The following is an 18,934-nucleotide window of genomic DNA, read 5'->3' on the forward strand; positions in this document are numbered from 1 at the left end:
ATGCCGCAGGCTGGCCAAGGACTTCGAAAACCTGACACGAAACGCACTGGCTTTCATCCGCCTAGCATCGATCCGCCTGATGGTGCGAAAACTCTGTTTAGAAAAATGAACTTCCCGGACAGACTCTAATGGCCACGAACTTAAATCCCGTTTTAGGCGGACGCCAAAAAAGATCCGTTTTTACAAATCGTCCAATTCTGATCGAAGCCTATTGATCATTACGCACCGTTCGTCAAGAAGCATAATCGTTCTCAAATTCGGAACGGCGGCGGAGGCGGCAAAGAAACGTGGAGGCGTCGCCTCGATCCGCGACACCTTCATCGGATTCCAGCACCATCTTTATGAGGCTTAAGGGGGCCGGCTCGGTTAGCGCCCGCGCTCGTAGCGATAAAAATTGTTGGTACATATGTTGGTATAAATATTTTTTTGACGAAAAATAATTATTAAAAACAAAGCCGTAAGGCTTTTATTCGATGCCGGCCAGGGCACCAAATATCTTTTGAACGTATTGAAATAAAAACGTTTTTGAGCGGCTTCCGGTTCTCCAAACCCATCTGGTCGATTTTCATTCCTTGTTCGTCGAACAAAGTCGCGCGCGGGGGCCGCCGGCGGATGTGCTTGAGGAGAAAGCGACCGTTGCTCGAATAATGAATCGACGGTTCTTTCGGCCAAGGCCGTGATGCGATCTCTGGGCGCGATGACAAAATCACCCTTCGAACCGCGATGCGTGGAGCGGAAAACAACCGTTTCTGGAATCAGTCTAAACAAGGCGATCCCCCTTGACCGGCGCGACTCCAGATTGAACAGTCCAAGCTTGAGGATTTCATGTATCCTGGCGCCTAGCCAAGCCTGATCCCGCTCCTGTCCGGTTGAGTGAAAATGCAGAACGAGATTTCGTTGCAGACGATGAAGCCGGGCGAATCCGCCCGCATCACCGGCTTCGTAAAGGGCGAGCGCGAATACCGCCAGCGCTTGCTGGCGATGGGCTTGACGCCGGGAACCGTCTTCTCCGTGACCCGCGTCGCCCCCTTAGGCGATCCGCTCGAAATCGCGGTGCGTAATTTCACCTTGATGCTGCGCCGGAGCGAAGCGGCCATCCTTCTGGCGGAAAGGCTCTGAAAATGGCGCATGTCGTGGCCGTCGCGGGAAATCCCAATTGCGGCAAGACCACCTTGTTCAACGCGCTCACCGGCGCCAGCCAGCATGTGGGCAATTGGCCCGGCGTCACCATTGACAAGAAGGTCGGCTCCTATTCCTTGGGCGACGACCATTTCGACCTGGTCGACCTGCCGGGAATTTACATGATCGGCGGCCTGTCGAAAGGCTCGGAGGACGAGTGCGTCGCCCGGGATTACATTCTCTCGGGCGAGGCCGAAGTCGTCGTCAACATCCTCGACGCCTCCAATCTCGAGCGCAACCTTTACCTCACCGTGCAATTGCTGGAGATGCGGGTCCCGGTCGTGGTCGCCGTCAACATGGTGGACCTCGCCGAAAAGAGCGGCATCCGCATCGACGTGACGGCGCTGGCGCGGTGCTTGGACTGCCGGGTCGTTCCCATCGTCGCCAGCCGCCGGAAGGGCCTCGCCGATCTGAAAGCGGCCATCGCCGCCGCCTGTCGCGATCCGGCGGTCCCCTCCGTTCGAATCGAACATGCTGGCGCCGTTGAGGCGGCCCGCGCGGCGCTATTGCCCAAGGTCGCCGAGATCGCCGCCGCCCGAGGCGTCGATCCGGGCTGGGTGGCTCTCAAGTTGCTCGAAGGCGACGGCTTTGCGGAAAATCTTGCCGGAGCGAGCATGACGAGCGAGATCGCGCGGAATGGACAGGCGATCGAAGCCGCCTGCGGCGAGGAAGCCGACATCATCATCGCCGACGGCCGCTATCGCTTCATCGGCGGCATCATCGCCGCCTGCTTTCACCAGCCGCGCAAGATTTCGCTCAAACTTACGCGGCGCATCGACAAGGTCGTGCTGAACCGCTTTCTCGGCGTACCGGTGTTTCTGTTCGCCATGTACCTGATGTTCGTCTTCACGATAAAAGTCGGCGGGGCCTTCATCGAGTTTTTCGGCCTGACGGCGGAGGCGCTTTTCGTGGATGGCGTCGGCGCGGGGCTCAAGGCGGTCAACGCCCCGGAATGGCTGGTCGTGCTGGTCGCCAACGGGGTTGGCGGCGGCATAAAGACCGTCGCCACCTTCATTCCGATCATCGGATCGCTGTTCCTGTTCCTGTCCTGCCTTGAAGATTCCGGCTACATGGCGCGCGCGGCTTTCGTGATGGACCGCGCCATGCGCGCGATCGGCCTGCCCGGCAAGAGCTTCGTGCCGCTGATCGTCGGCTTCGGCTGCAACGTGCCGGCGATCATGGCGACGCGGACGCTTGAGAACCATCGCGACCGGGTCATGACCATGATGATGGCGCCCTTCATGTCCTGCGGCGCGAGGTTGCCGGTCTACGCCCTGTTCGCTGCCGCTTTTTTCACCGAAAACGGGCAGAACGTGGTGTTCGCGCTCTATCTGTTAGGCATCGCCTTCGCGGTGGCGACCGGTCTTGTTCTCAAAGCTACCGTCTTGAAGGGCCCGACCTCGCCATTCGTGATGGAGTTGCCGCCCTACCATCTTCCTACGGCGCGCACCGTCCTTTTGCAGACCTGGCAACGTTTGCGCGAATTCATTTTCCGCGCCGGCCAGATCATCGTCCCCATCGTCGCCGTGCTCAGTTTCTTCAACGCGCTGGGCGTGGACGGCTCATTTGGCAAGGAGAACACGCGCGAATCCGTGCTCGCGGTCGCGAGCCAGGCGATCACGCCGGTTTTTCATCCCCTCGGCGTGACGGACGAGAACTGGCCCGCCGCCGTCGGACTGGTCACGGGCATTTTCGCCAAGGAGGCGGTGGTCGGGACGCTGAATTCGCTTTACGCCGACATCGGAGCGGCGGACGCGGCTGCCAAGGCGCAGGCGGATGGGGCCGAACCGGCTTCCTCCAACAGCAGCGGTGGCATTGTCGGGAAGCTTTCGGCAGCCGTCGCCACCGTTCCCGCCAAGCTTGCCGAGATCGTCCCGACGCTGGGAGATCCGCTCGGCCTCAACCTCTCTTATACTGGCGACGCAGCGCAGGCGGCGACCGAACTCAAGGTGCAAAGCGGCGTATTCGGCGCGATGACCAGCCGTTTTGACGGCGCCGCCGGCGCCTTCGCCTACATGCTGTTGATTCTGCTTTATACGCCCTGCGTGGCGGCTTTGGGCGCGATCCGGCACGAGGCGGGCCTGGGCTGGACGGCCTTCGCGGCGGGATGGACCACGCTCCTTGGCTATTCGGCGGCGGTCGCGTTCTATCAGGTCTCGACTTTCTCGCGCGATCCCGCCCATGCGGCGAATTGGCTGATCGCATGCGCCGGGACCGGCGCCGTCGCCGTCGGGTTGATGATCGCCGCGGGCCGAATGCGCGTTCGCCGGCTTGCGCTGTCGGCGGCGGAGTAAGCCCATGACGATGACGCTGATCGACGCGAAGGCCTATCTGATCGATCGGCGGCGCGCCACACTTTGCGACATTGCAACGCATTTCGAATCAACGCCCGACGCCGCGCGGCAGGTGTTGCAGCACTGGGTGGCCAAGGGCCGGGTGAACCTGCTGCAGGGCTTGCCCTGCAAGACCGGATGCAGTTGCAGCGCTCGCCCCGATGAGGTGTACGAATGGGTTGCGCGAGGGCCGGAGCCGCTTTTCTCCCGGTGACTCAAGCCATTGGCGGCTCCGGTCGCGAAGTTTCCGCCCTTTCGCCGCGCCGGTTGGCGTCGTCCACCGCAGTTAACAAGATTTTAAGATTAGCAATCTTGCGGCGAATCGCGCTTGGACTTAACATCCTTTCATGACCCAGGCGCTGATCACCATTCGACGCGCATTGCCGGGGGATGCGGATGAGATCGCCGCTGTCCATGACAGCGCTTGGCGCGAAGCTTATCGCGGAGTCATCCCGGGTCGCGAGTTGGAGCGGCTGATTGCGCGTCGCGGTCCCGACTGGTGGCGGCGCGCCATCGCCCAGGGCAGCCGCCTGTTGGTGCTGTCATTGCACGGGACGATCGGCGGCTATGTTTCCTATGGCCGCAACCGTGCGCCGTCCATGCATTTCGACGGCGAAATTTTCGAACTTTATCTTGCCCCGGAATATCAGGGCATGGGTTTCGGCAAGCGGCTGTTCAAGGGCGCCCGTCACGATCTCGCGGCCAATGGTCTCGACTCCCTGCTGGTCTGGACGCTGAGCGACAATGCGCGCGCCCTCGCTTTCTATCGCCGCATGGGCGGCGAACCGGTCCGGCGCGCCAGCGAGCATTTCGGCGCCGAAAAGCTTGGGCGGTTGGCCTTCGGTTTCCGCGCCCATTAGGGCGGCCGAAATGGCGCCGGCGAAAATGTCCATGAGATAAAACCGGATATGCTCGGAAAGTTCCTGTTGCGTTTTGCCGCCGCCACTGACAAATGGGCGTCGAACGGTAAACCATCGGAGAGCGCAATGCGTCTTGACGCCATTCCAATCGGCATTAATCCCCCCGAAGACGTGAACGTCATCATTGAGGTTCCGATTGGCGGGGAGCCGATCAAATATGAGATGGACAAAGCAGCGGGCACGCTTTTCGTCGATCGCTTCCTCTATACGCCGATGCGCTACCCGGGCAATTACGGTTTCATTCCGCATACGCTCTCGGAAGATGGCGATCCCTGCGACGTGCTGGTATGCAACACCCGTCCGCTGGTCGCCGGCGCCTATCTCAATGCGCGCCCGATCGGCGTGTTGAAAATGACCGACGAGGGCGGCGGCGACGAAAAGATCATCGCCGTGCCGAGTCACAAGCTCACCAAGCGTTACGACAACGTCAAATGCTACACCGATCTGCCGGAGATCACCTGGCGGCAGATCGAGCATTTCTTTTGCCACTACAAGGATCTCGAACCCGGCAAATGGGTCAAGTTCGCTGGCTGGGGCGACGCCGCGGAAGCCAGGAAGCTGATCCTCGAATCGATCGAGCGCGCGAAAATCGAAAAGATGAAGTGGACGCCAATCGTGGGACGCCCGGAGGATTGATTTCGCCTTTTCTTGACGCGAACCGGGTTCTACTTCTTTCGAAAGCGCTTTAGGGCCGCCGCGCCGCGAAGGCCGCCGCCGCGCCGAACAGGCCAGGCTGCTCGTGGGCGATCAGCCAGACCGGCAGGTCCGCCATGGTTTCGGCATAGCGGCCCTTGGCGACGAGTCTCTGCGCAAAACCGGGCCCCCGCAGGAAATCCTTGATGCGCGGCGGGAGGCCTCCGCCCAGCACGATGGCGCCGGCGCCGTGGGTCAGCGCGATATCGCCGGCTGCCGCCCCAAGGCAGAGACAGAATCGCTCCAAAGCGGCGCGCGCCAGCAAATCGTCGCCGGAAATTGCCGCCGCCCAGAGGTCGCGGTCGTCGGCGAACAATGCCGCGTTTTCCGCGTGGGGCATGGCGGCGCGGATTTGCGCCAGCCCCGATCCCGAAATCACCCGCTCGATCGACACCCGTCCGAAGGATTGGCGCAGCCGCAGCGCCAGCGCCGCCTCGAAATCGTCGAGCGGCGCGAATTCGGCGTGGCCGCCTTCGGTTTCGACCACGCGATGGCCGTGGCGGTCGAACAGCAGCAAGGCGACGCCGAGGCCAGTGCCCGGCCCGATAATCGAAACGATTCCGGGACGGGGCGGCGGTCGGCGCGGCCCGGCGATGTGGATCAGCTCCTGCGGGTCCGTTTCCGCAACGGCATGGGCGACGGCGCCGAAATCATTGACCAGGACAAGCTCGTCGATTCCAAGCTCCCCGGCCAGTTCGCCGGGACGGAAAACCCAGGGATTATTGGTGAATTTGAGAACCTCGCCGCGCACCGGACAGGCGACGGCGAAACAGGCGCGCGGCGGCGGCTCGCGTCCCAGCCTTGCGGCGAAGGCGCGCCAGGCCGCCGGCAGATCGGGATAGTCCGAGACTTTCAAGGTTGCGGCGTCGCCGAGCGCCGCCACGCGGCCACCGGCGATGCGCGCCAGGGCGAAACGCGCATGGGTGCCGCCAATGTCGGCGACGACGATCTCTTCGGCCTGCGTTTCGTTCACGGCGGCTGATTTCCAGATCGATGGCTCCAGCCCCGAAACGATTGAATCGGGGCTTGAGCTTCCTGAGGTTTAAGCGTTTTCTTCAAGCGAATCGGCTTCCGATTCGCTTGAAAACGTTCTTGCGGCGAGATCGTAACGCCGGACCGATCCGGGCGGAAGCGCGACGAATAGCTCAGGGCGGATGGCGGCGCGCTCCAGCGCCCGGGCCAGCCGTTCCGGCGGCTCGTCGCGCTTTTCGTCGGTCAGGCGAAAAACCCCCCAATGATGGGCGAAGGCGGCCTGGGCGCCGAGATCGAGAAAAATCCGGACCGCCTCCTCCGGCGCGACGTGATGGCGGCGCATGAACCAATCGGGGTCATAGGCGCCGATCGGCAAAAGCGCCAGCCTGATGTCCGGGTTGTCCTTGCGCGCGGCGCGGAAAATGGCGCCATCGCGATAGGCCGTGTCGCCCACGCAGTAAACCGTTCCAGCGGGCGTCCTGATCGAGAAAGAGGCCCAGAGCGCCATGCGGCGGTCGTGCAGGCCGCGCGCCGACCAATGATAGGCCGGCTCCAACCGCACCGAGATATCGGGCGACAGTTCGACGATTCCGCCCCAGTCGCGCGCCTCGGCCCGGAGCGATGAGTCGGCGGCGCGCAGAATCGTGTCGTTGCCCAGCGGGACGATGATTTTCGGAGCGCATTTTCGGGCGAGGCGCGACAGGAAAGGCAGGTCCATATGATCGTAATGATTGTGAGTGACCAGCACCGCGTCGATCGGCGGCAGGTCGTCAAAGGCCACGCCGGCGGCCAGCAGGCGCTTCGGTCCGGCGAAAGCCAAAGGGCTGGCGCGTTGCGACCATACCGGATCGAACAGAATGTTCAGGCCGAATCCCTGCAACAGAAAGGAGGCGTGGCCGATATAGGACAGCCGCAGGCTCGCGCCGAAAACCCGGTTTGGCGGCTTGTCGGGCGGCGGCGGGGCGACGCGGCTCGGCCAGGGCGCCCTTTCGCGCTTCTCGAATCGCCAGCGCAACACATCGGCGAATGTGGGATCGGCCTCGGCAGTTGGGTTGAAAAAGCGCCGGCCGTCGAAATGATCGGTGCGCTCGCCTCGGTAATAGGGGTTTTCGCGCATCCGGCGCCCTTTGGTTGGAGACTTGATCCATATACGCCGATCCTGCGCCAGAAGGCGCAGCGCCGGTTTCCCCTATTTTCTTGCCGGCGGCCAAGCGCAAAGGCAAGGATGGGGCGGGAGAAACGGAAATGGACGAAACCGCAAGAAAATCCTGGCCGGTCTTCAAGACGCTGCAGGGGGCGGCGGCCAGTTGGCGCGTCGATCTCGTCGCCGGCCTCACCCTGGCGGCGATCGCCGCGCCGGCCCAGATGGCGACCGCGCGGCTCGGCGGCTTCCCGCCGCCCGAAGGTTTTCTGGTTTTTATCGCCGGCTCCATCGGTTTTGCGGCGCTTGGCGCCAATCGCTTTCTTTCCGCCGGCGCGGATTCCACCATCACCCCTATTTTTGCCGGTTCGCTGGCGCTGATCGCCGCCGCCGGCACGGCGCATTACGCGACCCTGTCGGCCCTGCTGGCGCTGCTGGTCGGCGCGATCATGCTCGGCGCCGGGTTTTTTCGCGCCGGCTGGGTGGCCAATCTTCTCTCGATCCCCGTGCTCACCGGCTTTCTCGCCGGCATCGCCGTGCATATCGTCTTGTCGCAAACACCCTCGCTTTTGGGCCTGCACGGCGGTTCGGGAAGTTTTTTCACCCGCATCGCCGACATAGCCGAACATATCGGCGAAACCAAACCTGCCGCTTTCGCGCTGGGCCTCGCCAGTCTGGCCGCGATCCTGGGCGCGGAATTTTTGAGTCCGCGCATTCCCGGCGCGCTTTTCGCCCTCGTCGGCGCGACCCTGGCGGTCATCGCGCTGGGCCTCGAATCGCAAGGCGTGCCAGTGGTCGGCGCTTTCGAAGTGTCAGCCCCGCGACTGGTCGCGCCGCTCGTCGGCGCCGAGGATTTCGCCAAGGTGCTGGGTCTGGCGGCGATCATCGCGCTGGTGGTCATGGTGCAGGGCGCCGCGACCTCGCGCTCCTTTCCCGGCCTGCCGGGCGAGGCGCCCGACATCGACCGCGATTTCGTCGGCCTCGGCGCCGGCAGCGTGTTGTCCGGGCTGATCGGCGGCTTTCCGGTCAACGCCAGTCCGCCGAGCACGGCGATCGTCGTCGAAAACGGCGGGAGTTCGCAGATTTCGAGCCTCGCCGCCGCCGTCGCCGTCGCTCTGGTCGCGGTTTTCGGCGAAGGATTTTTGCGCCACACCCCGGAAGCCGCCCTGGCGGCGATCCTGTTCTATGTCGCCGGCCGGATTTTCCGGGTCGCCGACATGCGCGACATCTGGGAAAAGTCACGGCCCGAATTTCTTCTCGTCGTCGTCACGCTTTTCGCGGTGGTTCTGCTGCCGGTGCAGACCGGCGTCGGGCTGGCGATCATCCTGTCGCTGATCCATGGCGTCTGGACCACGACCCAGACCGATCTTCAGGCCTTCGAACGCCTGCCCGGCGAAACCGTATGGTGGCCGCGACATCCGGGCAAGGAGCGCGAAACGCTCGAAGGGGTGTCGGTGGTCGGTTTCCAGGCGCCCCTGTCCTTTCTCAACGCCGACCGTTTCCAGCGCGAATTGCTCGCGGCGGCGGAAGCGCCGGGCTTGAAACTGATCGTGCTGGAGGCGAGCAGCATCGACGCCATCGACTATACGGCCGCGAAAGCCCTCGGGGCCTCCATCAAAGCCTGTCACGACAAGGGCGTCGATTTCGCCATCGCGCGGCTCGAATCGCTGCGCGCCAAGTCGGCCCTGAAAACTTACGGTCTGTCGGACGCCCTGGCCCATCCCGGCGTCGCGGACCGGGAGCGCTTGTACCACAGCGTCGACGAGGCGACGCGCGCGCTTGCGCCCGACGCCACGGCCATCCGGACCCCGGCGGAAGGCCATCTATCCGCCGCCTGAAAACGCCTGCGAGAGCCAAGATGTCGAAGTCGAATCAACCCGAATCCCCTCCGGCGGCGCCCGAGCAGGCGGTCTATGTCTGCGAGGACGAGCCGGATCTGGCCATGGCGATCGAAAGCGAGCTTGCCGGCCGCTACCGCGTCGTGCTCAGCGAAACCGGGAAGGAAGCCATGGCCGCGGCCAGCGCTGGCCGGGCGTTGCTGCTGGTGATGGACCGCGGACTGAAAGGCGCGGACGGCTTGCAACTCGTCGAAGAGTTGCGCGGAAAAGGCGACCGGACGCCGGTTCTGATGATCAGCGGCATGAGCGGCGTCAACGACCGCATCGCTGGCCTTCGGGCGGGCGGTGACGATTATCTCGTCAAACCTTTCGCCATGGCGGAATTTTCCGCGCGGGTGGATGCTCTGGCCCGACGCCTTTCCGACACGCCTCGGACGGTCCTGATCGCTGGCTCACTGAGCATGGAGCTGATCGCGCGAAAAGTCCGCCGCGATGGGCGGGAAATCGACCTGCTTCCGCGCGAGTTCAAGCTGCTGGAATATTTCATGCGTCGGCCGGGGCTGTTGGTGACCCGGAAAATGTTGCTGAACGATGTCTGGAATTATCGCTTCCAGGTGGAGAGCAAATTCGTGGACGCGCATATCCGTAACTTGCGCCACAAGCTCGACGCCCCCGGCGAAAAGAGACTGATCGTCAATCTGCGCGGCGAAGGATTCAGGCTCGATGCGCAGGGTTGAACTTTTCCGCTCGACGCCGCTGCGGCTTGCTTTTGCTTTCGCCCTGGCCATGATCCTGCTTACCGGCGGCGTCTTCTCCTTCGTCTATGTTGCGACGACCAGAGCCTGGATCGCGCAATTGCAGCATGTTTTCGTCGACGAGGCCGAAAAAGCCGCCGCGAGCGACGAAGACCGGTTACGCGGGGCTTTGTCGCTGCGGCTGACCCGCGATTTCCGCCGCCTCAATTACGTCGCGCTCTATGATTCCTCCGGCGCTCTGGTTTTCGGCAATTTCGACCATCGGCCCGACATCCCGGTCGACGGGCAGGCGCGCGTCGTCGACGATTTCCGGGCCGCCGCGGGCGCCGAGCCCGAGCCAACCCTGCTGGTCGCCCGCGCCCGTCCGAACGGCGGCGTCATCGTGCTGGGGCGCAGCCTCGACGAAGTCGCGACGCTGCGCCGCATTCTCGCCCGCGCCTTGTCCTTCGCAATCTTGCCGCTGGCCGCCGCCGCCCTGGCCATCGGCCTTTTCTTCTCCCGTCGCACGGCGTCGCGCATCCGGGAGATCCACCGCGCCATCGAAGCCATCATGCAGGGCGATCTGCGCGCCCGGCTGCCCCCGTCGGGCATAGAGGAGCTTGACGGGGTGATCGGCTCGGTCAATCTCATGCTCGACGAAATCGAGCGACTGCTCGGGCAATTGGCCGCCGTCGGCGGTAATATCGCCCATGACCTGCGCGCGCCCATCGTAAATGTCCGCGCCACGCTGGAACAGGCGCTGGCCGCCACGCCGAAAGGCGATTCCCTGCGCGCGCCGGTCCAGTCCGCCCTGCGCCAGATCGATCGCGCGCTGACGACCATCGCCGCTCTGCTCCGCATTTCATCGATCGAGAATGAACATCGCCATTCCGCCTTTTGCCGGATCGACCTCGCCGCGCTCTGCGCCGAGCTGCAGGAGTTCTTCCTGCCGCTGGCCCAGGCCAGGGGCATCGCGATGACGCTCGCCGCCGAAACGTCGGTTTGGCGGCAGGGCGACGCCGATCTGATGCGCGAGGCCATCGCCAATCTCGTCGACAATGCGCTCAAATTCACGCCGCGCGGCGGCGCCGTCCGCATCGAGGCCTATGAGAGGGACGGGCGCGGCGTCATCGAGGTCAGCGACAACGGGCGCGGCGTGCCGGTCGCCGAGGTCCAGGACATTTTCCGCCGGTTCGCCCGGGCCAGGGACGGCGCCGACCAGCCGGGCGTCGGCATCGGATTGAGCATAGCCGGGACGATTGCGCGATTGCACCGGATGGAGCTGAGCGTCGCCGACAATGGGCCCGGCGCCCGGTTCATTCTGCGGGAACAAGCCCCGAAAGGCCGCTAGCAGCGCGACGGGCGCGTTTTGGCTGAAGCTTCGGCCGGAGCGGACTTTCGCGGCGCAATGGCGATTTTCGTCGAATTCATGCTATGGATTTTGAAGACTTCCGCCGGCGCCTTCGCGCTTGGCGCGTCGACCGCCGGTCCAGCATGGCGAAAGCAGGATCGTAATTGATGAGAGGGCGATGAGGACAATCTGCCTTGCAATCTCAGTCTTATTGGGATTCGCCAGCGCGGCCCATTCCGACCCGTTGAGCCAGATCGAGGGCCAGATCCAGGAGCTAAGCAAGCAGCGCCAGACTTTGGCGGCGCGCCTGAAGCGTGCGGAGTTGCGCCAGGCCGCGCGCGAAAGGCTTCCGGAGCCGGAGTCCGCACAGGTCGCGCCGCCCGCCCCTTCGGCTTTCCAGGCGCTGACGCAGGACGGTCCGCTTGCTTGGCGCGGGATCACGTTTTATGGCGGCCTCGACGCGGGCGTCGCCTGGCAAAGTCATGGCGCGCCGTTCAACGGCCTTTACCCGCAAGGGCTGCAATATCGAATTTCGAAGAACAGCAACCACGCCGGTTTCGCTTTCGCGCCCAATGCCTTGAGTTATTCGAATCTTGGCCTGAAGGGAACGGAATCGATCGCCCCCGACCTCGCGGTGATCTTCGATCTCAACACCCGGTTCAATCCCGGCTCCGGCATGATCGCCAACGGCCCCGGTTCGCTGGCGCAAAACAACGGCGTAGCCCTGACTTCGCAGAGCTCAAGGGGCGATTCCGCCTTCGCCGGCCAGGCGCTCAATAATTTCGCCTATCTCGGCCTCTCGTCGCAGACCTTTGGCGCGCTGACGGTCGGGCGCCAGAAAAGCCTGATCGCCGATAATGCCTCGGCCTACGATCCCATTGATTCCGCGCCCGCTTTCTCAGTCATAGCCGGATCGTTCGCCGGCGGCGGCAATACCGAGAATTCGCGGCTCGACAATGTTCTCAAATATCGACTGGGCTTTGGTCAGGCGCGCTTTGCCGCGCTCTATCAGGTGGGCGCGGGACCTGCCTCGCGAGACGCCTATCAATTTTCGCTTGGCGGCGACGTCGGCAGCCTGTCGTTCGACGCGACCTTCAGCCAAATTGGCGGGTCGGTTCACGCCTCGTCCTTGAACGCGTCGCAGGCCGCCACCGAACCGGCCGGATCGCTTTCGGGAACGATTTCAGATAATACCGGGATCGTGCTCGCTGCAAGATATACATACGAACGCTTCATATTTTTCGGCGGTTACGCCGCCGCCCGCAATGCCGATCCGCAAACGACTGTTGCGCCGGGCTTTTCCGGTCTTGGCGGCTATGTTATCAGCGTCACCAACAATAGCGCGTTTCAATATCACGATAGAGTGCGCCAAGTATTATGGACCGGCTTCAAATACGCTTACGACGATCGTCTCGAAGTAGCGGGCGGTTTTTACCATGCGCTACAAAACAGCTATGGTAAAAATGGCTGTAACACGACGGAGTCCAATACTTGCTCTGGCACGTTCGACGCCATCTCTGGCGTCATCGTCTACCGTGCATCCGAGAAATTCGATTTCTATGGCGGCTTGATGTATTCGACCGTCGCCAATGGCTACGCCAGCGGTTATCTCTATCGCAATAGCGTCGATCCGACGGTCGGCGTCCGCTATCTTTTTTGAGCCTCAGGCGGCGCCGCCTTTTTACGGCGGAACGCATCCAGCCGATCCATGATGCTGTTAAATCGACCAACAGCCGCGCGGATTGTCTCGAAGCGGAAGGATGAAATAAGTTTCATTTTCGGAATCCGACTTCAGCGCTTATGGTCCGCCAAATGGGTGGGCGCCGCTTCCCCGCCTGGCGTCAACGTGTTTGAAGGGTCCAGATGCTCGCACTCGTCCGCATCGCGCTGAACCGACCCTATACATTCGTCGTCATGGCGATGCTCATTGTAATATTCGGCGTCATCGCCTGGATTCGCACACCCACGGACATTTTCCCGGCGATCCGCATTCCGGTCGTCGCCGTGGTGTGGACCTATAACGGCCTGCCGCCGGACGACATGTCGGGCCGCATCGTCTATTATTACGAGCGTGCGGTCAGTTCGGCGGTCAACGACATCGAACATATGGAATCGCAGTCGCTGTCTGGTTACGGCGTGGTCAAGATTTTCTTCCAGCCGACCGTGGACATCAACGCCGCCCTGGCCCAGATCGGGGCCGTCTCGCAGACGGTGCTGAAGCAATTGCCGCCCGGAATCACCCCGCCTTATGTCCTGACTTTCAACGCCTCCAGCGTTCCGGTGATCCAACTCGCCTTGTCCAGCGAAACCATTTCCGAAGCGAAGATTTTCGATGCCGCGCAGAACCAGATTCGACCACAGTTGGCTACGGTCGCCGGCGCCGCCGTCCCCTCGCCTTATGGCGGCAAGGTCCGGCAGGTCCAGATCGATGTGGATCAGGCCAAATTGCGCTCCTACGGCCTGTCCGCGCAGGATGTGGTGGCCGCTGTCGGCCAGCAGGACCTGATCATTCCCGTCGGCGCCCAGAAAATTGGCGGCAAGGAATATGTCATCCAGCTCAACGATTCGCCGGAACGCATCGAGGAGATGGGCTATCTGCCGATCCGCAGCGTCGATGGCGCGACCGTGCGGATCGGCGACGTCGCGCACGTGCATGATTCCTATCCGCCGCAGACTAATATCGTGCGCGTCGATGGCGTCAACGCGGTGCTGATGACTATCGTCAAGGCGGGTTCGGCCTCAACGCTGGATGTCATCAACGGCGTCAAGGGGCTTTTGCCGAGGCTGCGCGAGATCCTGCCGCCGGAGATCAAGCTGGTCGCGGTCGGGGACCAGTCGGGCTTCGTGCAGAACGCCGTTTCCTCGGTGATCTTCGAAGGCGCGCTGGCCGCCACCCTGACCGGCCTCATGATCCTGGTCTTTCTGGGAAGTTGGCGCTCGACCGTCATCATCATCGTTTCGATTCCGCTCGCCATTTTCGGCTCCATCGCCGGGCTGGCGGCGACCGGCGAGAACATCAATGTCATGACCTTGGGCGGTCTGGCCCTTGCCGTCGGCATTCTGGTCGACGACGCGACGGTGACCATCGAAAATATCAATTTCCAGTTGGAGCAGAAGAAGGAAATCGAATCGGCGATCATGGACGGCGCGCGCCAGATCGTCATTCCCGCCACGGTTTCGCTGCTTTGCATTTGCATTGTTTTCGTGCCGATGTTCGGCCTGGGCGGAATTTCAGGCTACTTGTTCCGCCCTATGGCCAAGGCGGTGATCTTCGCGCTGGTCGGCTCCTACATCCTGTCGCGCACCCTGGTTCCGACCATGGCGAATTACCTGCTCGGCGGACACGTCCATGACCACGATTCGCCGCCGCGCGGATTTTTCGGCCGCTTCCAGCGGGGGTTCGAACGGCGTTTCGAGGCCGCGCGGCAGGCCTATGCCCGGCTGCTCGGCGCCGCCATGCTGCTGCGCTGGAAATTCGTCATCGCCTTTCTGGGGTTTTGCCTCGCGTCCTTTGCGCTTTTTCCCCTGCTCGGCCAGAATTTTTTCCCGAATATCGAGGGCGTCCAGCTCAAACTGCATGTGCGCGGGCCGACTGGGTTGCGGATCGAGGAGACCGGTCGGCTGGTCAAGCGGGTCGAAACGGCGATCGGCGAAGTGGCGGGCCCGAAGGTCGTTGCGTCGATGGTCGACAATATCGGTCTGCCGGTCAGCGGCACCAGCATGGCTTATAATAACACCGGTACAATCGGCGCCGCCGACGCTGATATCCTGATTACCCTCGAAGAAGGCCAGGAGAAAACGAGCGAGGCTTTGGTCGAGCGTTTGCGCGAAAAACTGCCACAAAGCTTTCCAGGCGTGACTTTTGCTTTTCTGCCCGCCGATATTGTTACGCAAATTCTAAATTTCGGCCTACCCGCTCCGATCGACGTGCAGGTCATCGGCAGCGACACGACGGCGAACCGCGCCCATGCGGCCAGGCTGTTGCGGCGAATCGCCCAAGTAACCGGCGTCGCCGACGCCCGCATCCAGCAGCCCGGCGACGCGCCGACGATTCGGGTCGACGTGGATCGGTTGCAAGCCAGCCGGCTCGGGTTCAGCATGAAAGACATCGCCACTTCGATGCAGATCACCTTGGCGGGGTCGATCCAGACCAATCCAGTGTTCTGGCTCAATCCGAAAAACGGCGTATCCTATCCGGTGGTGACCCAGACACCGCAATACTGGATGGAATCGCTGGACGATCTGGCGCGCATTCCCGCATCCCAGGGCAAGTCTCCGCAGCTTCTCGGCGGCGTGGCGCAGATCAGCCGCGAGTCCAGCAACGCCGTGGTGTCGCATTACTCGGTGCAGCCGGTGATCGACATTTACGCCAGCAATACGGGACGCGATCTCGGAGCGGTTTCCGCCGACATCGAGCGGGTCATCGCCGCACTGGACGCGGAAAAGCCGCGCGGCTCGCTGGTCGTGCTGCGTGGCCAGACCGTGACAATGGCGTCAGCCTATAGTCAGCTTTATCAAGGGCTAGCTTTGGCGGTGGTGTTGATATACCTGTTGATTGTCGTGAATTTCCAGTCTTGGATCGACCCTTTCGTCATCATCACCGCCTTGCCTGCGGCGCTGGCAGGAGTCGTCTGGATGCTGTTCGCCACTCATACGACCCTGTCGGTTCCCGCGCTCACCGGGGCCATCATGTGCATGGGCGTGGCCACCGCCAATTCGATTCTGGTAGTCAGTTTCGCGCGCGAACAACTGGCAGAGGGGCTTGAACCCTTCGCTGCGGCGCTGAACGCCGGAATCGGGCGTTTTCGTCCGGTGCTGATGACCGCGCTGGCGATGATCATCGGCATGGGTCCGATGGCGCTCTCCGCCGAACAGAACGCGCCGCTGGGCCGCGCGGTGATCGGCGGCCTGATCTTCGCCACCGTCGCCACCCTGATTTTCGTGCCGGTGGTCTTCGCCATGGCGCATTCCCGTAAACCGCGCGCCGAGGCCTTCCAGCCGCTGGCCGCGAGTGAGATGTCTTCATGAAGGAAGAACTGGCCATCAAGGACGAGCTGGCTTCCGCTTCGCCCGTGGCGCCGCGCAAGCGTTCCCGTTTCGGCGGATGGCCGATCCTGGCCGCCTTGGCGATTCTGTTCGCCTATGTCGCTTTCGCGGTGGTGCAGCGGCGGCAGGCCCAGACCGACCTTTCGGTCTGGACGCGCGAACGCGCCATTCCCTATGTATCGATCGTCCAGCCGCATCAGGATGCGCGCCCGCAAATTCTCGCTTTGCCCGGTTCGGTCGCGGCTTTTTACGACGCCGCGATCCGTGCGCAGGTGGCTGGCTATGTCAGAAGCTGGAGCAGGGACATTGGCGCTGTGGTCAAGAAAGGCGACATCCTGGCCGAAGTCGACACCCCGGAGCTCGACGACCGCCTTGCCCAGGCGCGCGAAGAACTGAGCCGGGCGCGGGCGGCGCTCGCCCTTGCCAAGGTGACGGCGGATCGCTGGGCGGCGCTGCGCGGTTCCTCCGCCGTCTCGAAACAATCCAGCGACGAAAAGGCCAGCGACGAGAAGGTCAAGCAGGCGGAGGTCGGCGCCGCCTCCGCCAATCTCGACCGGCTCAAATCGCAAAAGGCATTTGCGCAGGTGGTGGCGCCTTTCGACGGCGTGGTCACGGCACGCACGGTGGATGTCGGCTCCTTCGTCTCGCCCGAGCGCAGCAACGAACCCTTGTTCAAGGTCGCCGACATTCACGCCGTGCGGATTTATGTCAACGTGCCGCAAATCTATTCCGCCCGGATCAGCAAGGGCATGAAGGCCTCTTTCACCACGCCGCAATGGCCCGGTCGGACCTTCGAGGCCCCGGTCGTCACCACCTCCAGCGCCATCGGCGCGGGGACGGGCAGCCTGCTGGTCGAACTCGACACGCCCAATTCCGACGGCGCGCTGCTGCCGGGCTCCTATGCCGACGTGCATTTCGAACTGCCGGTCGATCCGAGCCAATTGCGCATCGCCGCCAGCGCGCTGACGATTGGCGAGCACGGGACGCGGGTGGCGATTGTCGATGCGGAGGATCGGGTGAGGTTCAAACCGGTGTCGATCGCCGCGGATTTCGGATCGGAAGTGGCCATTGCCGCGGGTCTCGCGCCGGCTGACCGGGTGATCGACAATCCCGCCGATACGCTGGCGGAGGGCGACAAGGTGCGCATCGGCGGCGCCCCGGCGGCGAGCGCGAGGGAATGATCCTGCCTTTTTCCAACCGTCCCGTTTGGCGCGCCGCGCTGGTCGTCCTGACAGGCTTGATGGCCGGCTGCGACCTCGCGCCCAATTACGCGCCGCCGCCGATCGCGACGCCCGCCCGGTTCAAGACCGCGCTGCCCTCGGGGGCCGGACGAATCGGCGACGGCTGGTGGCGGGCTTTTCACAATGGCGAACTCGACCGGCTCGAAGCGCGGATAGAGGAGGACAATCCCGGCTTCGCGGCGGCGCTGGCGCGTTACCAGCGCGCCAAGGCGATCGTCGACCTCGCCGGCTCCGGCCTTTACCCGGGCGTGGCGGCGCAGCCCGCGTTCTCCGACAACAAACAATCGATGACACGGCCTTTGCGCTCCAAAGGCCAGCCGACCTTTTACGGCTCCAACCAGCTTTTCGCCCAGGCGGCCTGGGAAATCGATCTGTGGGGACGCATTCGCGACACGATCGCCGCCGCCGAGGCGGGAGCGCAGGCCAATGACGACCTTCTCGAAGCGACCAGGCAGTCTCTGCACGCCAGTCTCGCCCGCGCTTATATCGCGCTGCGCGGGGCCGACGCGCAGGCGGCTTTGCTGGCGCGGACGATCGTCGTCTACAAATCGGCGCTCGACCTGACCGAGCAGCGTTTGCGCGGCAATGTCGCGCCGCCGATCGACGTCGAGCGCGCCAGGGTGCAACTGGCCAACGCCCGGGCCGCCGCCGCCGAGATCGCCCAGAACCGCGCGGTGCTGGAGAATGCGCTGGCGGCGCTCGTCGGCCAGCCCGCCACGCTGTTCAAAATCGCCGCGACCGGCGTGCAGCCCGCACAGCCGCGCCCGCCGCGCGGCGCGCCTTCCGATCTGTTGCTGCGGCGGCCCGACGTCGCCGCCGCCGAAAGGCTGGTCCTGGTGGCCAACGAGCGCATCGGCGCGGCCAAGGCCGATTTCTTTCCGCGATTCTATCTGCTGCTCGGCGGCGGCACGCAATCCACCACCCTGCAGTTGGCCAACCTGCAGAACAGCCTGTGGAGCGTCGGCCCTGCGGTGTCCGCGCCGATTTTCGACGGCGGCCAGCGGCAGGCGACGCTCGACGCCGCGCGCGCCGATTTTTCGGCGGCTGCGGCCGATTACAAGACCACGGTTGTCGCCGCCTTTCAGGAAGTGGAGGACGCTCTGGCCTCGATCCGCTTTCTTGGACAGGAACATGCGGCGCTGGCGATGTCGTCGCAGGCAGCGCAGCGCGCGCTCGACATGTCGATGAGCCTCTACAGGGACGGCGCGGCCTCGTCGCTCGATCTCGTCACCGCCCAGAGCGCGTCGCTCGACGCGCAACGCGCCGAATTATCGGTGCAGACGCGGTTGCTTCAGCAATATGTCGCGCTGATGCTGGCGCTCGGCGGCGGCTGGAGCGGCCAGGCCCCGCCGACGGCGCCGACGGCGACGCCGGGCATTGCCCTTCTCGGGCCACAGGGTCACGATCCCGGCCAGGGTCCGGAACAAACTCCAGGACGAGCGGCTTTGGACGCCGCGCAGGCGCCGCGATAGAACGGCGAGAGAGT

General features: G+C 63.5%; 16 protein-coding genes and 1 pseudogene. 13 read left to right on the forward strand and 4 right to left on the reverse strand.

Annotated features, from left to right (window positions below):
* A pseudogene (locus tag QZY01_RS10710) lies at window positions 1-109 on the forward strand (IS5/IS1182 family transposase); the annotation flags it as partial.
* Between the two features lie 257 nt (window positions 110-366).
* Here QZY01_RS10710 and QZY01_RS10715 read toward each other — a convergent pair.
* On the reverse strand, window positions 367-768 hold the full coding sequence (locus QZY01_RS10715) for a hypothetical protein (protein ID WP_294536860.1): 402 nt from the start codon (window positions 766-768) through the stop codon (window positions 367-369).
* A 111-nt stretch (window positions 769-879) separates the two neighbouring features.
* On the opposite strand from QZY01_RS10715, the gene QZY01_RS10720 reads away from it, so the two are divergent.
* The 5 genes from QZY01_RS10720 to ppa all read left to right on the forward strand — a co-directional run bounded on the left by QZY01_RS10720 (window position 880) and on the right by ppa (window position 5,068).
* Window positions 880-1,119 (forward strand): FeoA family protein, encoded by a 240-nt coding sequence (locus QZY01_RS10720; protein WP_294536863.1) that lies wholly within the window; start codon window positions 880-882, stop codon window positions 1,117-1,119.
* A 2-nt stretch (window positions 1,120-1,121) separates the two neighbouring features.
* Window positions 1,122-3,473, forward strand: coding sequence for a Fe(2+) transporter permease subunit FeoB (feoB, locus tag QZY01_RS10725; protein ID WP_294536865.1), 2,352 nt, complete (start codon window positions 1,122-1,124; stop codon window positions 3,471-3,473).
* Window positions 3,474-3,477: 4 nt separating this feature from the next.
* Entirely contained in the window at window positions 3,478-3,726 is a 249-nt protein-coding gene (locus QZY01_RS10730) for a FeoC-like transcriptional regulator (RefSeq protein ID WP_294536868.1), read from the forward strand.
* Between the two features lie 133 nt (window positions 3,727-3,859).
* Window positions 3,860-4,372 carry a GNAT family N-acetyltransferase gene (locus tag QZY01_RS10735; RefSeq protein ID WP_294536871.1) on the forward strand — a complete coding sequence of 171 codons (513 nt, stop codon included), beginning with the start codon at window positions 3,860-3,862 and terminating at the stop codon, window positions 4,370-4,372.
* Between the two features lie 126 nt (window positions 4,373-4,498).
* On the forward strand, window positions 4,499-5,068 hold the full coding sequence (ppa, locus tag QZY01_RS10740; protein ID WP_294536874.1) for an inorganic diphosphatase: 570 nt from the start codon (window positions 4,499-4,501) through the stop codon (window positions 5,066-5,068).
* A gap of 49 nt (window positions 5,069-5,117) precedes the next feature.
* Here ppa and glk read toward each other — a convergent pair whose 3' ends face one another.
* Window positions 5,118-6,098: a glucokinase gene (gene glk, locus QZY01_RS10745; RefSeq protein WP_294536876.1), complete on the reverse strand. Its 981-nt coding sequence runs from the start codon at window positions 6,096-6,098 to the stop codon at window positions 5,118-5,120.
* Between the two features lie 69 nt (window positions 6,099-6,167).
* Complete coding sequence (locus QZY01_RS10750) at window positions 6,168-7,214, reverse strand: MBL fold metallo-hydrolase (protein ID WP_294536879.1); 1,047 nt, start codon at window positions 7,212-7,214, stop codon at window positions 6,168-6,170.
* Window positions 7,215-7,342: 128 nt separating this feature from the next.
* Between QZY01_RS10750 and QZY01_RS10755 the strand changes: the two genes are divergently transcribed.
* The 4 genes from QZY01_RS10755 to QZY01_RS10770 all read left to right on the forward strand — a co-directional run bounded on the left by QZY01_RS10755 (window position 7,343) and on the right by QZY01_RS10770 (window position 12,821).
* A complete protein-coding gene (locus QZY01_RS10755; protein WP_294536881.1) occupies window positions 7,343-9,076 on the forward strand; it encodes a SulP family inorganic anion transporter in 1,734 nt (577 codons plus the stop codon).
* 20 nt (window positions 9,077-9,096) lie between these two features.
* Window positions 9,097-9,813 carry a response regulator transcription factor gene (locus QZY01_RS10760; RefSeq protein WP_294536884.1) on the forward strand — a complete coding sequence of 239 codons (717 nt, stop codon included), beginning with the start codon at window positions 9,097-9,099 and terminating at the stop codon, window positions 9,811-9,813.
* On the forward strand, window positions 9,800-11,161 hold the full coding sequence (locus QZY01_RS10765) for a HAMP domain-containing sensor histidine kinase (RefSeq protein WP_294536887.1): 1,362 nt from the start codon (window positions 9,800-9,802) through the stop codon (window positions 11,159-11,161). Before QZY01_RS10760 ends, QZY01_RS10765 begins: the two co-directional genes overlap by 14 nt.
* 178 nt (window positions 11,162-11,339) lie before the next feature.
* Window positions 11,340-12,821 (forward strand): porin, encoded by a 1,482-nt coding sequence (locus QZY01_RS10770; protein ID WP_294536890.1) that lies wholly within the window; start codon window positions 11,340-11,342, stop codon window positions 12,819-12,821.
* On the opposite strand, the gene QZY01_RS10775 is transcribed toward QZY01_RS10770, so the two are convergent.
* A complete protein-coding gene (locus tag QZY01_RS10775) occupies window positions 12,809-12,937 on the reverse strand; it encodes a hypothetical protein (protein WP_294536892.1) in 129 nt (42 codons plus the stop codon). The two genes, QZY01_RS10770 and QZY01_RS10775, sit on opposite strands and share 13 nt — an antisense overlap.
* An 87-nt stretch (window positions 12,938-13,024) precedes the next feature.
* Between QZY01_RS10775 and QZY01_RS10780 the strand changes: the two genes are divergently transcribed.
* From QZY01_RS10780 to QZY01_RS10790, 3 genes are read left to right on the forward strand one after another with little or no spacing between them, the layout of a single operon-like run.
* A complete protein-coding gene (locus QZY01_RS10780) occupies window positions 13,025-16,189 on the forward strand; it encodes an efflux RND transporter permease subunit (RefSeq protein ID WP_294536895.1) in 3,165 nt (1,054 codons plus the stop codon).
* Window positions 16,186-17,388, forward strand: a complete 1,203-nt coding sequence (locus tag QZY01_RS10785) for an efflux RND transporter periplasmic adaptor subunit (protein WP_294536898.1) — start codon at window positions 16,186-16,188, stop codon at window positions 17,386-17,388. The genes QZY01_RS10780 and QZY01_RS10785 overlap by 4 nt, the downstream gene beginning before the upstream one ends.
* Window positions 17,385-18,920 (forward strand): efflux transporter outer membrane subunit, encoded by a 1,536-nt coding sequence (locus QZY01_RS10790; RefSeq protein ID WP_294536900.1) that lies wholly within the window; start codon window positions 17,385-17,387, stop codon window positions 18,918-18,920. The genes QZY01_RS10785 and QZY01_RS10790 overlap by 4 nt, the downstream gene beginning before the upstream one ends.
* The last annotated feature ends 14 nt before the right edge of the window (window positions 18,921-18,934 follow it).

It is taken from the genome of uncultured Rhodoblastus sp. (assembly GCF_903903185.1).
GTDB lineage: Bacteria > Pseudomonadota > Alphaproteobacteria > Rhizobiales > Beijerinckiaceae > Rhodoblastus.

Bases quoted from the DNA above. Each gene is read 5' to 3' on its own strand.
- QZY01_RS10750 (WP_294536879.1), bottom strand. From the start codon at position 7,214: ATGCGCGAAAACCCCTATTACCGAGGCGAGCGCACCGATCATTTCGAC.
- feoB (WP_294536865.1), top strand. From the start codon at position 1,122: ATGGCGCATGTCGTGGCCGTCGCGGGAAATCCCAATTGCGGCAAGACC.
- QZY01_RS10780 (WP_294536895.1), top strand. From the start codon at position 13,025: ATGCTCGCACTCGTCCGCATCGCGCTGAACCGACCCTATACATTCGTC.
- QZY01_RS10785 (WP_294536898.1), top strand. From the start codon at position 16,186: ATGAAGGAAGAACTGGCCATCAAGGACGAGCTGGCTTCCGCTTCGCCC.
- QZY01_RS10770 (WP_294536890.1), top strand. From the start codon at position 11,340: ATGAGGACAATCTGCCTTGCAATCTCAGTCTTATTGGGATTCGCCAGC.
- QZY01_RS10720 (WP_294536863.1), top strand. From the start codon at position 880: ATGCAGAACGAGATTTCGTTGCAGACGATGAAGCCGGGCGAATCCGCC.
- QZY01_RS10735 (WP_294536871.1), top strand. From the start codon at position 3,860: ATGACCCAGGCGCTGATCACCATTCGACGCGCATTGCCGGGGGATGCG.
- QZY01_RS10765 (WP_294536887.1), top strand. From the start codon at position 9,800: ATGCGCAGGGTTGAACTTTTCCGCTCGACGCCGCTGCGGCTTGCTTTT.
- QZY01_RS10760 (WP_294536884.1), top strand. From the start codon at position 9,097: ATGTCGAAGTCGAATCAACCCGAATCCCCTCCGGCGGCGCCCGAGCAG.
- QZY01_RS10775 (WP_294536892.1), bottom strand. From the start codon at position 12,937: ATGAAACTTATTTCATCCTTCCGCTTCGAGACAATCCGCGCGGCTGTT.
- QZY01_RS10790 (WP_294536900.1), top strand. From the start codon at position 17,385: ATGATCCTGCCTTTTTCCAACCGTCCCGTTTGGCGCGCCGCGCTGGTC.
- QZY01_RS10755 (WP_294536881.1), top strand. From the start codon at position 7,343: ATGGACGAAACCGCAAGAAAATCCTGGCCGGTCTTCAAGACGCTGCAG.
- ppa (WP_294536874.1), top strand. From the start codon at position 4,499: ATGCGTCTTGACGCCATTCCAATCGGCATTAATCCCCCCGAAGACGTG.
- QZY01_RS10730 (WP_294536868.1), top strand. From the start codon at position 3,478: ATGACGATGACGCTGATCGACGCGAAGGCCTATCTGATCGATCGGCGG.